Raw genomic sequence first — 14,179 nt, forward strand, 5'->3', positions numbered from 1 at the left:
TTCAGGCTGCCTCGGATCCCCGGAACGTCCTGCGGTAGGCGTTCGGGGTCGTCCCCAGCGCGCGTACGAACTGATGGCGCAGCGCGGCCGCCGTGCCGAACCCTGTTCGACCGGCGATCGCGTCCACCGTCTCGTCCGTCGCCTCCAGCAGCTCCTGGGCCAGCAGGACGCGTTGGCGCAGGATCCAGCGGTACGGAGTCGTGCCGGTCTCCTGCTGGAAGCGGCGGGCGAAGGTGCGCGGGGACATGTGCGCGCGCTCGGCGAGCTGCTCGACGGTGACCTCCTCGTCGAGGTGGCGCTCCATCCAGGCCAGCACCTCGCCGACCGTGTCGCACTGGGAGCGCGGCAGCGGACGCTCGATGTACTGGGCCTGCCCGCCGTCCCGGTGCGGCGGTACCACCATCCGCCGGGCGATCTTGTTGGCGACCTCGGGCCCCTGCTCCTGCCGCACGATGTGCAGACAGGCGTCGATCCCGGCGGCGGTGCCGGCGCTGGTGATGACCGGGCCCTCGTCGACGTACAGCACATCGGGCTCGACGATCGCCCGCGGATGCCGTAGGGACAGTTCCGCGGCGTGCCGCCAGTGCACACTGCACCGCCGCCCGTCGAGCAGTCCGGCCGCGCCCAGCACGAACGCGCCGGAGCACACGCTGAGCACCCGGGCACCCCGCTCGACGGCGCTGACCAGGCAGTCCAGCAGCTCGGGCGGATAGTCGCGGGTGACGTAGTCGTTGCCGGCCGGCACGGTGATCAGGTCGGCCTCGGCCAGCCGCTCCAGGCCGTACGGCGTGGAGAGGGTGAGCCCGCCGACGTGTGTGGCCAGCGTCGGGCCCTCCGCGGAGACGACGGCGAAGTCATAGGTGGGCAGCCCGTCGTCACTGCGGTCGATGCCGAACACCTCGCAGACGACGCCCAGTTCGAAGGGGTGCACACCGTCGAGGAGGACGGCGGCGACGTTCTTCAGCATGCTGCCAGTGTGCCGTGTCTCTGGCAGTAAATCGAGAGTGTGCGGCAGTCCTGCCACTGTCAGGAGCATGGGGCCGCGACGATGATTACCGCATGAACGCATTCCTCGGATACGTCACCGTCCTGGTCCTCTTCGTCCTCCTCGCGGGCCCGGCGCTCGTGGGGCATCTCCACGAGCGCCGGATCGACCGCCAGTTGAGGGCGGCGGAGCACTCCGCCGCGACTCGGAAGGCTCAGCAGGCTCAGAGGGCTGAGCAGGCTCAGAAGTCCTCGTCCAGGTCGACGGTGCCCTCCACCGCCACCTGGTACGCCGACGGACGCCGCTCGAAGAAGTTGGTGAGCTCCTGAACGCCCTGCAGCTCCATGAAGGAGAAGGGGTTCTCGGAGCCGTACACCGGAGCGAAGCCGAGACGCGTCAGACGCTGATCGGCGACACACTCCAGGTACTGCCGCATCGAGTCGGTGTTCATGCCCGGGAGGCCGTCACCGCACAGGTCGCGCGCGAACTGCAGCTCGGCCTCGACGGCCTCCCTCAGCATGTCGGTGACCTGCTGCTGGAGCTGGTCGTCGAAGAGCTCCGGCTCCTCCTTGCGGACGGTGTCGACGACGTCGAAGGCGAAGGACATGTGCATCGTCTCGTCGCGGAACACCCAGTTGGTGCCGGTGGCCAGACCGTGCAGCAGGCCGCGGCTGCGGAACCAGTAGACGTAGGCGAAGGCGCCGTAGAAGAACAGGCCCTCGATGCACGCGGCGAAGCAGATCAGGTTCAGCAGGAAGCGGCGCCGGTCGGCCTTGCTCTCCAGCCGGTCGAGCTTCTCCACCGAGTCCATCCACTTGAAGCAGAACTCGGCCTTCTCGCGGATGGAGGGGATGTTCTCCACGGCCGCGAAGGCGGCGGCGCGGTCCTCCGGGTCGGGGAGGTAGGTGTCCAGCAGCGTCAGATAGAACTGGACGTGGACGGCCTCCTCGAAGAGCTGGCGCGACAGATACAGGCGCGCCTCCGGGGAGTTGATGTGCTTGTAGAGGGTCAGCACCAGGTTGTTCGCGACGATCGAGTCACCCGTCGCGAAGAAGGCCACCAGACGGCCGATGAGGTGCTGCTCGGCGGGCGTGAGCTTGGCCAGGTCGGCCACGTCCGAGTGGAGGTCGACCTCCTCCACGGTCCAGGTGTTCTTGATGGCGTCCCGGTAGCGCTCGTAGAAGTCGGGGTAGCGCATGGGGCGCAGGGTCAGCTCGAAGCCCGGGTCGAGGAGATTCTGATTACGGGTGGTCATTACTGGCAGGCCTCGCAGGACTCGGGGTTTTCCAGGGAGCAGGCGACGGCGTCTTCGGGCGCCGGCTGCTGAACGGGGATGGTGGCTTGGGCCTGCGCCTGGGCGGCGCGGGCGATGCGGGTCGCCGGGCGCGAGCGCAGGTAGTACGTCGTCTTCAGGCCCTGCTTCCAGGCGTACGCGTACATCGAGGAGAGCTTGCCGATGGTCGGCGTCTCCATGAAGAGGTTCAGGGACTGGGACTGGTCGAGGAAGGGGGTCCGCGCCGCCGCCATGTCGATCAGGCCGCGCTGCGGGATCTCCCAGGCCGTGCGGTACAGGGCCCGTACGTCCGCCGGGATCCAGGCGAAGTCCTGCACCGACCCGCCCGAGTCGCGCAGGGCCTCCCGGGTGCGGGCGTCCCAGACGCCGAGCTCCTTGAGGTCGTTGACCAGGTAGGAGTTGACCTGGAGGAACTCGCCGGAGAGCGTCTCGCGCTTGAACAGGTTGGACACCTGCGGCTCGATGCACTCGTAGACGCCGGCGATGGACGCGATGGTGGCGGTGGGCGCGATGGCGAGCAGCAGGGAGTTGCGCATGCCGGTCGTGGCGATACGGCTGCGCAGGGCCGCCCAGCGTTCCGGCCAGGTCAGCTCGACGTCGTAGTGGTCGGGGTGGAGGACCCCACGGGCCGTACGGGTCTTCTCCCAGGCCGGGAGCGGGCCGCCCCGCTCGGCGAGGTCGGCGGACGCCTCGTACGCGGCGAGCATGATGCGCTCGGCGATCCGGGTGGAGAGCCGCTTCGCCTCGGCCGAGTCGAAGGGCAGCCGCAGCTTGAAGAAGACGTCCTGCAGGCCCATCGCGCCCAGGCCCACCGGGCGCCACTTGGCGTTCGAGCGGCCCGCCTGCTCGGTCGGGTAGAAGTTGATGTCGACGACGCGGTCGAGGAAGGTCACGGCGGTGCGGACGGTGGCGTCCAGCCGCTCCCAGTCGATGTCCTGACGCGTCGGGTCCACGAAGGCGCCCAGGTTCACCGACCCCAGGTTGCAGACCGCCGTCTCCCCGTCGTCCGTGACCTCCAGGATCTCCGTGCAGAGGTTCGAGGAGTGGACGACATGGCCGGGCAGGGCCGTCTGGTTGGCGGTGCGGTTGGCGGCGTCCTTGAACGTCATCCAGCCGTTGCCGGTCTGCGCGAGGGTGCGCATCATACGGCCGTACAGGTCACGGGCCGGGATGGTCTTCCTGGCCAGGCCCGCCTCCTCGGCCTTGCGGTAGGCGGCGTCGAACTCCTCGCCCCACAGGTCGACCAGCTCGGGCACGTCGGCGGGGGAGAAGAGGCTCCACTGTCCGTCGGCGTTGACCCGGCGCATGAACTCGTCCGGGACCCAGTGCGCGAGGTTCAGGTTGTGCGTACGGCGGGCGTCCTCACCGGTGTTGTCGCGCAGCTCCAGGAACTCCTCGATGTCGGAGTGCCAGGTCTCCAGATACACCGCGGCGGCACCCTTGCGCCGGCCGCCCTGGTTCACGGCGGCGACCGAGGCGTCCAGCGTCGTCAGGAACGGGACGATGCCGTTGGAGTGGCCGTTGGTGCCGCGGATCAGCGAACCCCGGGAGCGGATGCGGGAGTACGAGAGGCCGATGCCGCCGGCGTGCTTCGACAGGCGGGCGACCTGGTGGTAGCGGTCGTAGATGGAGTCCAGCTCGTCCTTGGGGGAGTCGAGGAGGTAGCAGGACGACATCTGGGGGTGCCGGGTGCCGGAGTTGAAGAGCGTGGGGGAGGAGGGCAGGTAGTCGAGGCGGCTCATGAGTCCGTAGAGCGCGGCGACTTCGTCCACCGACCCGGCGGTGTCGTCCTCGGCTAGGCCGGCGGCGACGCGCAGCATGAAGTGCTGGGGCGTCTCGATGACCTTGCGGGTGAGGGGGTGCCGCAGGAGGTACCGGCTGTGCAGGGTGCGCAGGCCGAAGTAGCCGAAGCGGTCGTCGGCGCCGGTGTCGATGAGGGCGTCGAGGCGGGCGGCGTGGACGCGCACGAACTCGGCGGTGCGGTCGGCGATGAGCCCCTCCCGGTGCCCGACCGCGACCGACTCGGTGAAGGACGTGACGCCCTGGGAGGCGGCCTCGGCGGCGATGGAGATGGTCAGCAGCCGGGCGGCCAGCCGGGAGTAGGCGGGGTCCTCGGAGATCAGGCCGGCCGCCGCCTCGGTGGCCAGCTCGCGCAGCTCCGCAGTGATTTCGGAGGCAGCCCGTGCGGACCGGCCGCGCAGCGCGGCGGCGGCGACCCGGCCGGGGTCGGCGTCGGGGAGGTCGGCGGTCAGCTCGGTCAGGGTCCGCAGCAGCGCGGCACCGGGACCGTCGGTGTCCACCAGGGCTGCTGAGGCCGGATCTGCTGGCGCGATGGTCACGTGGGGCTCTCCCTCGCTCGGCACGGGGGCCTCGCCGAGGGCAGGGGCAGCACACGAGCGCACGGGGCGTCGCGTCCACCGGCCCATTCCACGAGGCCCGGACGTCAGGCACGCCGACCGGATGGCCGGGTGCGCTGTCGGCAGGTCCTCGGACTGACTCCTGTGCACGGCGGTTCCGGGAACAGACATGCACAAGTACACCGTTGCGGGACAGTTCCGGATTCGCACCGGATTCCCCTGCGGCGACAGCGAGGATGAGCATACATCTTGTGCTCACCTGCCACGCCACCCCCAGATGTTGTGTCGCGGTGGTGTCAGAGCGTCAACTCATAGGTGAGAAGAGTGATGTCGGACAGGTGCGGGATCGGATTCCAGTCCCGCTCGGGTGTGCGGACGAAGCCCAGGCGTTCGTAGATGCGGTGGGCGCTGTGCATGGTGCGCTGGCTCGACAGGACGATGCGTACACAGCCGTCCGTGGCCCGTGCCCGCTCGACGCAGGCGCGTACGAGGGCCTCGCCGGCGCCCCGGCCGCGTGCCTCCCGCGAGACCGCCAGCATGCGGATCTCCGCCTCGCCGGGGCCGGCTATGTCGGCCATGGGGCCGCCGGACGGTACGAAGGTGACGCCGCCGACGACGCGGCCGCTGTGCACGGCGACCAGCACCTCGGCGGCGGCCGCCCGCTTGGCCACGTCCTTCAGCTCGCCGAGGTACTCGTCGCTCTCCCCGAAGTCGAGCAGACCGTCCTGGAGATAGGCCTGCGCGGTGATCTCACCGAGGGCCTCGTACTCGTCGGGTTCCACCTGCCGGATCACGATGTCCATGCAGGTCAGTGTGGCGGACGGGTACGACAACGGGCCGCCGGACTTCTCCGGCGGCCCGTCGATGACAGGTGCTCAGTGGGACGAGCCCGCAGTCGCCGGCGGCAGCTCCACCTGGACACCCGGGTCGCCCGCGTCCGCCGTGTAGTCCTCCGGCCTCGTCTCGTCGACGCCCTCCGGAGCCTTCGCCGCCTTCAGGACGAAGGTCAGCACCACGGTCACCACCACGTTCAGCACGAACGCGGTCAGACCGATGTAGCCGATCTCCCCGATGCCCGGGATCTCCTTCGCGGAGCCGCCGAAGTGCTTCTGCGTCGGCGACGCCACGCCGTACGCGGCCACCGTGCCGTAGACCATGCCCACCGCCCAGCCGGCCAGCAGCGCCCAGCGGTGGAACCAGCGCGTGAACAGACCGCCGACCAGCGCCGGGAAGGTCTGCAGGATCCAGATGCCGCCCAGCAGCTGGAAGTTGATCGCGACCGTCTTGTCCATGGTGAGGACGAAGACCAGGGCGCCCACCTTCACCAGCAGGGACACCAGCTTCGACACCTTGGTCTCCTGCGCGGGAGTGGCGTCCGGCTTGATGAAGTCCTTGTAGATGTTGCGGGTGAAGAGGTTCGCGGCCGCGATGGACATGATCGCGGCCGGCACCAGCGCGCCGATGCCGATCGCCGCGAAGGCCACGCCCGCGAACCAGGACGGGAACATGTCCTCGAAGAGCTGCGGGATCGCCAACTGGGGGTTGGTGACCGAGACTCCGGCCGCGATCGCCATGAAGCCCAGCAGGGCCAGCAGGCCGAGCATGAGGGAGTACAGCGGCAGGATCGTGGTGTTGCGGCGGATCACCTCACGGCTCCTGGAGGAGAGCGTCGCGGTGATCGAGTGCGGGTACATGAACAGCGCGAGCGCGGAGCCCAACGCCAGCGTGGCGTACGTCCACTGGCCCGCCTCCGGCGGGATCAGGCCGCCCGCACCGGCCTTCGTGTACTTCTCGCTGGCCGCGGTGAAGATCTCGTCGAACCCGCCCAGCTTGATCGGGATGTAGATGATCGCCACCGCGATCACGATGTAGATCAGCGTGTCCTTGACGAACGCGATCAGCGCGGGGGCGCGCAGTCCCGAGGAGTAGGTGTACGCCGCCAGCACACCGAAGGCGATGAGGAGGGGGAGGTCCTTGATGAACCAGTTGGTGTTCTCGCCGCCGCCCACGCCCATCACGTCCAGCACCGCCTGGATGCCGACCAGCTGGAGCGCGATGTACGGCATGGTGGCCAGGAGGCCCGTGACGGCCACGGCCAGCGACAGGCCCTTGGAGCCGAAGCGGCCGCGCACGAAGTCCGAGGTCGTCACATAGCCGTGCTTGTGGGAGACCGACCACAGGCGGGGCAGGAAGGTGAAGATCAGCGGGTAGACGAGGATCGTGTACGGCACCGCGAAGAAGCCGGCCGCGCCCGCCGCGTAGATCGCCGCCGGGACCGCCACGAAGGTGTACGCCGTGTACAGGTCGCCGCCGAGCAGGAACCAGGTGATCCAGGTGCCGAACGACCGGCCGCCCAGGCCCCATTCGTCGAGGCTGTGCTCGTTCTCGGCCTTGCGCCAGCGCGCCGCCAGGAAGCCCATGACCGTGACGGCCAGGAAGAAGAAGATGAAGACGCCGAGCGCGACGCCGTTCACACCGCCGTTCATTCCGCCGCACCGCCCTTCTGGGAGGCGCGGGCGCGCTGGTCACGCTGCCACAGCTTGTACGCGACCATCGTCAGCAGCGTGGAGAGCAGGACCCACAGCATCTGGTACCAGTAGAAGAACGGGATGCCGGCGAACTCCGGATCGGTCTTGGCGTACGAACCGACCCACAGCATCGCCACGAAGGGCGCGCCGAGGCAGAGCGCGATGACGACCCGTATGGGTGTCACCACCGCTCTGTTCACTTCTGGGGCATCTGACATCTGACGGCTCCGTCCCCTCACTGATCACCTATGAAACGCGCAGGCAATGTAGGTGACGGTGCAACGACAGCGGAAGACCCCGTCCGCATATCGGATGTGGAGGGTTGGTGTGCGGAGCGGCGGGGCGCTCAGCAGCAGCGGAACCCCTGCCGCGGGTCCTGCTCCTGGCGGTCGGTCCGCATCCGTTCGAAATCGCGTCGGGAGGGCACCCGCGCGTCGGGGTGCTCGCGCCGCAGGTGCGCGACATAGCGGTCGTACGCCGATTCGTCGGTCAGCTCGCGCACGTACCAGCGCACACCTCTAAGAACCCGCCGAAGCGACCGCACGACGCTCCTCCTCCTTCTCCTCCTTCGTCGGGAACAGCCCGGCCGGAGCGGTGATCTTCGACTCGACGTACGGCGCCTCGCTCAGCGTCGACAGGGCCGGGCGGCGGACATGCCGGACGCAGACCCGCAACGCGTCGGCGATCACGACGACGATCAGGAGCGCGAGGACCGCCGAGAGGACGCCGTCGACCGTGGAGTTGGTGACCACGGTGTGCATGTCGTCCATGCTCTTGGCGGGCGGCAGGACCTCGCCGCGGTCGATGGCGTCCTGGAACACCTGGCGCTGCTTGAAGAAGCCGACCTTCGGATCGCTGGAGAAGACCTTCTGCCAGCTGGCGGTGAGCGTCACCGTGGCGTCCCAGGCGAGCGGGACCCCGGTGATCCAGGCCCACTTGAGGCGGCCGGACTTCACCAGCAGGGTCGTACAGACGGCGAGGGCGACCGCGGCGAGCAGCTGGTTCGCGATGCCGAAGATCGGGAACAGCTGGTTGATGCCGCCGAGGGGCTCGTGGACGCCCACCCACAGGAAGTATCCCCACAGGCCGCACACCACCGCGCTGGTGACGACCAGGCCGGGCTTCCAGCTGACGTTCCTGAAGGGCCGGTGGACGTTGCCCAGCATGTCCTGGAGCATGAACCGGCCCACCCGGGTGCCGGCGTCCAGCGCGGTCAGGATGAACAGCGCCTCGAACATGATCGCGAAGTGGTACCAGAAGGCCCGCAAGCCGCCGCCCGTGACCTGGGAGAAGATCTCCGAGACACCGATGGCGAGGGTGGGCGCGCCGCCGGTCCGGGAGAGCAGGGACGCCTCCTCGACGTTCTCCGCCGCCCGGGCGAGCGCCTCGGGTGAGATCTGGTAGCCCCAACTGCCCACGACCTGCGAGGCGTTCTGGACGGTGTCCCCGATGACCCCGGCGGGCGCGTTCATCGCGAAGTACAGACCCGGGTCGATGATGCTCGCCGCCACCAGCGCCATCACGGCGACCGACGACTCCATCAGCATGGAGCCGTAGCCGATCATCCGGACCTGTGTCTCCTTCTGGATCATCTTCGGCGTCGTACCGGACGAGATGAGCGAGTGGAAGCCGGACAGGGCGCCGCAGGCGATGGTGATGAAGACGAACGGGAAGAGCGAGCCCGCGAAGACCGGGCCGTCGCCGCGCGAGGCGAAGTCCGTCACCGCGTCCATCTTCAGCGTCGGCAGCGCGATGACCACGCCGAGGGCGAGCAGGACGATCGTGCCGACCTTCATGAAGGTGGAGAGGTAGTCGCGCGGCGCCAGCAGCATCCACACCGGCAGGATCGAGGCGATGAAGCCGTACGCCACCAGCCAGACGACCAGCGTCGAGGGCGCGAGGGTGAAGGTGTCGGCCCATGAGGACTCGGCGACCCAACGGCCCGCGACCAGGGCGAACAGCAGCAGCGCGACACCGATGAGGGACACCTCGGTGACCCGGCCGGGGCGCAGGACCCGCAGGTAGAAACCCATCAGCAGGGCGATCGGGATCGTCATCGCGATGGAGAAGGTGCCCCATGGCGACTGGGCGAGGGCGTTGACGATCACCAGTGCCAGCACACCGAGCAGGATGATCATGATGGCGAAGGCGGCGATCAGCGCGGCCGCGCCGCCGAACGGGCCGATCTCCTCCCGGGCCATCTGGCCGAGCGACCGTCCGTCCCGGCGGGTGGAGAAGAACAGCACCACCATGTCCTGGACCGCGCCCGCGAAGATGACGCCGACGATGATCCAGATCGTGCCCGGGAGATACCCCATCTGCGCGGCCAGGACCGGGCCGACCAGCGGTCCGGCGCCCGCGATCGCCGCGAAGTGGTGGCCGAGGAGGACGCGGCGGTCGGTGGGGTGGAAGTCGATGCCGTTGTTGAGGCGTTCGGCCGGGGTGGCCCTGGTCCTGTCGACCTTCAGGACCTTGTACGCGATGAACTTCGCGTAGAAGCGGTAGGCGATCGCGTACGACCCGAGGGCGGCGGCGACCATCCAGGCGGCGGAGACCTCTTCCCCGCGGGACAGTGCGAGCACGGTCCAGCCGGCGGCGCCCACCAGCGCGACGAGGGTCCAGATGACGACGGTTCGGGGGTTCGCGGTACGCACCGGGCAGTCCTCCCGTCCATGCGGCGACGGGAGGAACCTAGAACAGGAAAGGGGGATGCGCTACACCGCGTGCACCACCGCAAGTGGCCTAATCTTGCGGCCGCTTCAGCCTCGCCACGAACTTGTAGCGATCCCCTCGGTAAACGGAGCGCACCCACTCCACCGGCTGCCCCTCCCGGTCCAGCGAGTGCCGGGACAGCATCAGCATCGGCAGGCCCACGTCGGTGCCGAGCAGGCCGGCCTCGCGCGGGGTGGCCAGGGAGGTCTCGATGGTCTCCTCGGCCTCGGCGAGATGGACGTCGTACACCTCGGCGAGGGCGGTGTAGAGGGACGTGTACTTGGCGAGGGACCGGCGCAGGGCCGGGAAGCGCTTGGCCGACAGGTGCGTGGTCTCGATGGCCATCGGCTCGCCGTTCGCCATGCGCAGCCGCTCGATGCGCAGCACCCGTCCGCCCGCCGTGATGTCGAGCAGCTCGGCGAGGCGGTCGTCGGCGGTGATGTAGCCGATGTCCAGCAGCTGGGAGGTCGGTTCCAGGCCCTGCGCGCGCATGTCCTCGGTGTACGAGGTGAGCTGGAGGGCCTGCGAGACCTTCGGCTTGGCGACGAACGTGCCCTTGCCCTGGATCCGCTCCAGGCGCCCCTCGACGACAAGCTCCTGGAGGGCCTGGCGCACGGTCGTGCGGGAGGTGTCGAACTCGGCGGCGAGAGTGCGCTCCGGCGGGACGGGTGTGCCCGGCGCCTGGGTCTCCGTCATGTCGAGGAGGTGCTTCTTCAGGCGGTAGTACTTGGGAACGCGGGCGGTACGGACGGTGACGCCGTTCTCGTTCTCCGCACTGCTGACGTCGGTGCTCATGGCCTGCCTTCCCGGCTCCGGATGCGGATCACCTCGTGATCCCCTCTGTATACCGTCGCCCACCTCTTTTGGTCTAGTCCACAAGGGCAAGTGGTCTAGCGGACGAGAGTACTCCGGCGGCGCTGTTTTCGCTGGCTTCTTACTTAAAGGTTCCTGCATATGTAGGTCCCGTAACGGCTGGTCAGAGGCCATTCGGCCACCCTTGACACGCTTCCTGGTCTGGTCCAAGCTCCCGGTACTGGTCTACACCATTGGTCCAGGTCCGCCCATGGGCGGGAGGTGTGGGCATCCCTGAGGAGGGTGGCGTGAAGCGCAAGCTGATATCCGCGATCGGTGTCGCGGGCATGATGATCTCCCTGGCGGCGTGCGGGGGAGACAACGGCGACAGCGGGGGCAAGGCCGGGGCGGACGGCTACGCGGGCCAGACGCTCACCGTGTGGGTGATGGACGGCTCCTCGCCCGACCAGTGGCAGAAGGACGTCGCCGCGGCCTTCGAGAAGAAGACCAAGGCGAAGGTCAAGTTCGAGATCCAGCAGTGGAACGGCATCCAGCAGAAGCTGACCACCGCCCTGTCGGAGGACAACCCGCCGGACGTCTTCGAGATCGGCAACACCCAGACCCCGGCCTACGCCAAGACCGGCGGCCTCGCCGACCTCGCCGACCTCAAGAGCGAGATCGGCGCCGACTGGACCGAGTCCCTCAACGCGTCCTCCATCTACGACGGCAAGCAGTACGCCGCCCCGTGGTACTTCGCCAACCGCGTCGTCCTCTACAACAAGAAGATCTGGGCCGAGGCCGGCATCAAGGACACGCCCAGGACCCGCGACGAGTTCTACGCCGACCTCAAGCAGATCGGCGAGAAGACCGACGCCGAGCCCCTCTACCTGCCGGGGCAGAACTGGTACCACTTCGTCGGCCTGACCATCGGTGAGGGCGCCGAGCTGGTGAAGAAGGACGGCGACAAGTACGTCTCCAACCTCGCCGACCCGAAGATCGCCGCCGCCATGGAGACGTACAAGAAGTTCCAGGCGCTCTCCAAGGCCCCCAAGGACAAGGACGAGGCCACCCCCCAGCAGGGCGAAGTCTTCGGCAAGGGCAACGTCGGTGCCTTCATCGGCATGGGCTGGGAGGCCGGCATCGCCATCAAGGCCAACCCGAAGATCGAGAAGGAGACCGGCTACTTCACCATCCCGGGGGCCACGGCCGACAAGCCCGAGGGTGTCTTCCTCGGCGGCTCCAACCTCGCCGTCGCCGCGGGCAGCAAGAAGCAGGAGCTGGCCAAGGAGTTCCTGCGGATCGCCCTGTCCGACAAGTACGAGGGCCGGCTGGCCAAGCTCAACGGCGTCATCCCGAACAAGGAGTCGCTGCAGACCAACCTCAAGGGCAACGCCGTCGCCGAGGCCGCCGCGCCGGCCGCCGCGGGCGGTGGCACCACGCCGCTGATCCCGGAGTGGGCGGCCGTCGAGAACGCGCCCAACCCGATCAAGACGTACATGACCGCCGTCCTGAACGGCAAGTCCCCGGCCGAGGCCGCCGAGCAGGTCGAGGGCGAGTTCAACAAGCGCCTGGCGCAGCAGCAGTAACGGCGCCGGTGTTCGCGCCGGGGCGGGGGATGCGCATGCCGCCCCCCGCCCCGGCGACCGTACGCGGGTCCACGTACGCAGGTCGAGAAGAGAGATCGCGAGCATGACCGTGCAGACCGAACGGCCGCCCTCCGGCCCGGTGGACGTAGTCAAAAGGGACGAGAGCGGGCCCGCCGGAGCGGGACCCCGGGCCGCGTCGCGCCTCGGCGCGCTCACCCCGTACCTCCTGCTGCTGCCGGCCTGCGCGGCCACCGTGCTGCTGCTCGGCTGGCCGCTGCTGAAGGACGTCCTGCTGTCGTTCCAGAACCTCAACATGGCGCAGCTGATCCAGCACGTCACCGAGTGGAACGGCATCGACAACTACAAGGAGGTCCTCACCGGCGAGGACTTCTGGCGCGTCACCCTGCGCTCCATCCTGTTCACGGCGGTCAACGTCGTCCTGACCATGATCCTGGGCGCCCTGGTCGGCCTGCTGCTCGCCCGCCTCGGCAAGCGGATGCGGGTCACCCTGATGCTCGGGCTCGTGCTGGCCTGGGCGATGCCCGTGGTCGCCGCGACCACCGTCTACCAGTGGCTGTTCGCACAGCGCTTCGGCGTCGTCAACTGGGTCCTGGACAAGCTCGGCTGGCACTCCATGGCCGACTACAGCTGGACCAGCAGCCAGCTGTCGACGTTCTTCGTGGTCACGGTCCTGATCGTCTGGCAGTCGATCCCGTTCGTCGCCATCAACCTGTACGCGGCCACGACCACCATCCCGGGCGAGCTCTACGAGGCCGCGGCACTGGACGGCGCGGGCGGGTGGAAGAGCTTCACCACGGTCACGCTCCCCTTCCTGCGCCCCTTCCTCTACGCCACGACCTTCCTGGAGATCATCTGGGTCTTCAAGGCGTTCGTGCAGGTCTTCGCCATCAACGGCGGCGGCCCCGACCGGCTCACCGAGATCCTGCCCGTCTACGCCTACATCGAGGGCGTCGGCAACCAGCACTACGGCATGGGCGCCGCGATCGCCGTCCTGACCATCCTGATCCTGCTCGGCCTGACCGCCTACTACCTCAGGATCGTGCTCAAGCGAGAGGAAGAGGAGGCCGGGCTGTGAAGCGCTCGCTCTTCGGCCGTCTGTGGCCCAACGTCACGGCCGTCGCCTTGTTCATCGGCTTCGTCTTCCCCGTGTACTGGATGTTCGCCACGGCCTTCAAACCGACCGGCGACATCATCTCCGAGGACCCGGTCTGGTTCCCGACCGACGTCACCTTCGAGCACTTCGAGCGCGCGACCGGCGTCGACCACTTCTGGACCTACGTCACCAACTCGCTGATCGTCACGCTGTGCGCGGTCGTCCTCGCCCTGGTCATCGCGCTGGCCGGCTCCTTCGCCCTCGCCCGGATGCGGTTCAAGGGGCGGCGCGGGTTCGTCATCGGCTTCATGCTGGCCCAGATGGCACCCTGGGAGGTCATGATCATCGCGATGTACATGATCGTGCGGGACGCCTCGATGCTGAACAGCCTCGTGCCGCTGACGGTCTTCTACATGATGATGATCCTGCCCTTCACCATCCTGACCCTGCGCGGCTTCGTCGCCTCGGTGCCCCGGGATCTGGAGGAGGCCGCGATGGTCGACGGCTGCACCCGCGCCCAGGCCTTCCGCAAGGTCATCCTGCCGCTGCTGGCACCGGGCCTGATGTCCACCTCGCTGTTCGGCTTTATCACCGCATGGAATGAATTCCCCCTGGTCCTGGTGCTCAACAAGGAGACCGAGGCCCAGACCCTGCCACTGTGGCTGTCCAGCTTCCAGACCGCCTTCGGCAACGACTGGGGCGCGACGATGGCGGCGTCCTCCCTCTTCGCCATCCCGATCCTGATCCTCTTCGTCTTCCTGCAGCGCAGGGCTGTCAGCGGCCTGACGGCCGGCGCCGTGAAGGGATAACG

The 14,179-nt window shown here is 68.4% G+C and carries 12 protein-coding genes and 1 riboswitch; of the genes, 3 read left to right on the forward strand and 9 right to left on the reverse strand.

Annotated elements, in window-relative coordinates; genetic code table 11:
* Position 1 precedes the first annotated feature (1 nt).
* From AQI70_RS28715 to AQI70_RS28755, 9 genes are all read right to left on the reverse strand, one after another.
* A complete protein-coding gene (locus AQI70_RS28715; protein WP_062155124.1) occupies positions 2–967 on the reverse strand; it encodes a GlxA family transcriptional regulator in 966 nt (321 codons plus the stop codon).
* A gap of 259 nt (positions 968–1,226) precedes the next feature.
* Positions 1,227–2,240, reverse strand: a complete 1,014-nt coding sequence (locus tag AQI70_RS28720; RefSeq protein ID WP_003998041.1) for a ribonucleotide-diphosphate reductase subunit beta — start codon at positions 2,238–2,240, stop codon at positions 1,227–1,229.
* Positions 2,240–4,618: a ribonucleoside-diphosphate reductase subunit alpha gene (locus AQI70_RS28725; RefSeq protein WP_062155126.1), complete on the reverse strand. Its 2,379-nt coding sequence runs from the start codon at positions 4,616–4,618 to the stop codon at positions 2,240–2,242. Before AQI70_RS28725 ends, AQI70_RS28720 begins: the two co-directional genes overlap by 1 nt.
* 122 nt (positions 4,619–4,740) lie before the next feature.
* A riboswitch (cobalamin riboswitch) is annotated at positions 4,741–4,914 on the reverse strand.
* An 18-nt stretch (positions 4,915–4,932) separates the two neighbouring features.
* Complete coding sequence (locus tag AQI70_RS28730) at positions 4,933–5,439, reverse strand: GNAT family N-acetyltransferase (protein ID WP_062155128.1); 507 nt, start codon at positions 5,437–5,439, stop codon at positions 4,933–4,935.
* 72 nt (positions 5,440–5,511) lie between these two features.
* Entirely contained in the window at positions 5,512–7,122 is a 1,611-nt protein-coding gene (gene mctP / locus AQI70_RS28735) for a monocarboxylate uptake permease MctP (RefSeq protein WP_062155130.1), read from the reverse strand.
* Positions 7,119–7,382, reverse strand: coding sequence for a DUF3311 domain-containing protein (locus AQI70_RS28740; protein ID WP_079051525.1), 264 nt, complete (start codon positions 7,380–7,382; stop codon positions 7,119–7,121). Before AQI70_RS28740 ends, mctP begins: the two co-directional genes overlap by 4 nt.
* A 128-nt stretch (positions 7,383–7,510) precedes the next feature.
* Positions 7,511–7,708, reverse strand: a complete 198-nt coding sequence (locus AQI70_RS28745; RefSeq protein WP_062155134.1) for a CstA-like transporter-associated (seleno)protein — start codon at positions 7,706–7,708, stop codon at positions 7,511–7,513.
* A complete protein-coding gene (locus AQI70_RS28750; RefSeq protein ID WP_062155135.1) occupies positions 7,683–9,818 on the reverse strand; it encodes a carbon starvation CstA family protein in 2,136 nt (711 codons plus the stop codon). The genes AQI70_RS28745 and AQI70_RS28750 overlap by 26 nt, the downstream gene beginning before the upstream one ends.
* Before the next feature lie 88 nt (positions 9,819–9,906).
* Positions 9,907–10,671: a GntR family transcriptional regulator gene (locus AQI70_RS28755; protein WP_062155139.1), complete on the reverse strand. Its 765-nt coding sequence runs from the start codon at positions 10,669–10,671 to the stop codon at positions 9,907–9,909.
* Positions 10,672–10,976: 305 nt separating this feature from the next.
* Between AQI70_RS28755 and AQI70_RS28760 the strand changes: the two genes are divergently transcribed.
* From AQI70_RS28760 to AQI70_RS28770, 3 genes are all read left to right on the forward strand, one after another.
* The gene (locus AQI70_RS28760) at positions 10,977–12,254 is read left to right on the forward strand and encodes an extracellular solute-binding protein (protein ID WP_062155140.1); all 1,278 of its coding nucleotides are present in this window, start codon (positions 10,977–10,979) and stop codon (positions 12,252–12,254) included.
* Positions 12,255–12,357: 103 nt separating this feature from the next.
* Entirely contained in the window at positions 12,358–13,350 is a 993-nt protein-coding gene (locus AQI70_RS28765) for a carbohydrate ABC transporter permease (RefSeq protein WP_062155141.1), read from the forward strand.
* Positions 13,347–14,177 (forward strand): carbohydrate ABC transporter permease, encoded by an 831-nt coding sequence (locus AQI70_RS28770; protein WP_062155142.1) that lies wholly within the window; start codon positions 13,347–13,349, stop codon positions 14,175–14,177. The genes AQI70_RS28765 and AQI70_RS28770 overlap by 4 nt, the downstream gene beginning before the upstream one ends.
* The last annotated feature ends 2 nt before the right edge of the window (positions 14,178–14,179 follow it).

Source organism: Streptomyces curacoi, assembly GCF_001513975.1.
In the GTDB taxonomy this organism is placed as follows: Bacteria; Actinomycetota; Actinomycetes; order Streptomycetales; family Streptomycetaceae; genus Streptomyces; species Streptomyces curacoi.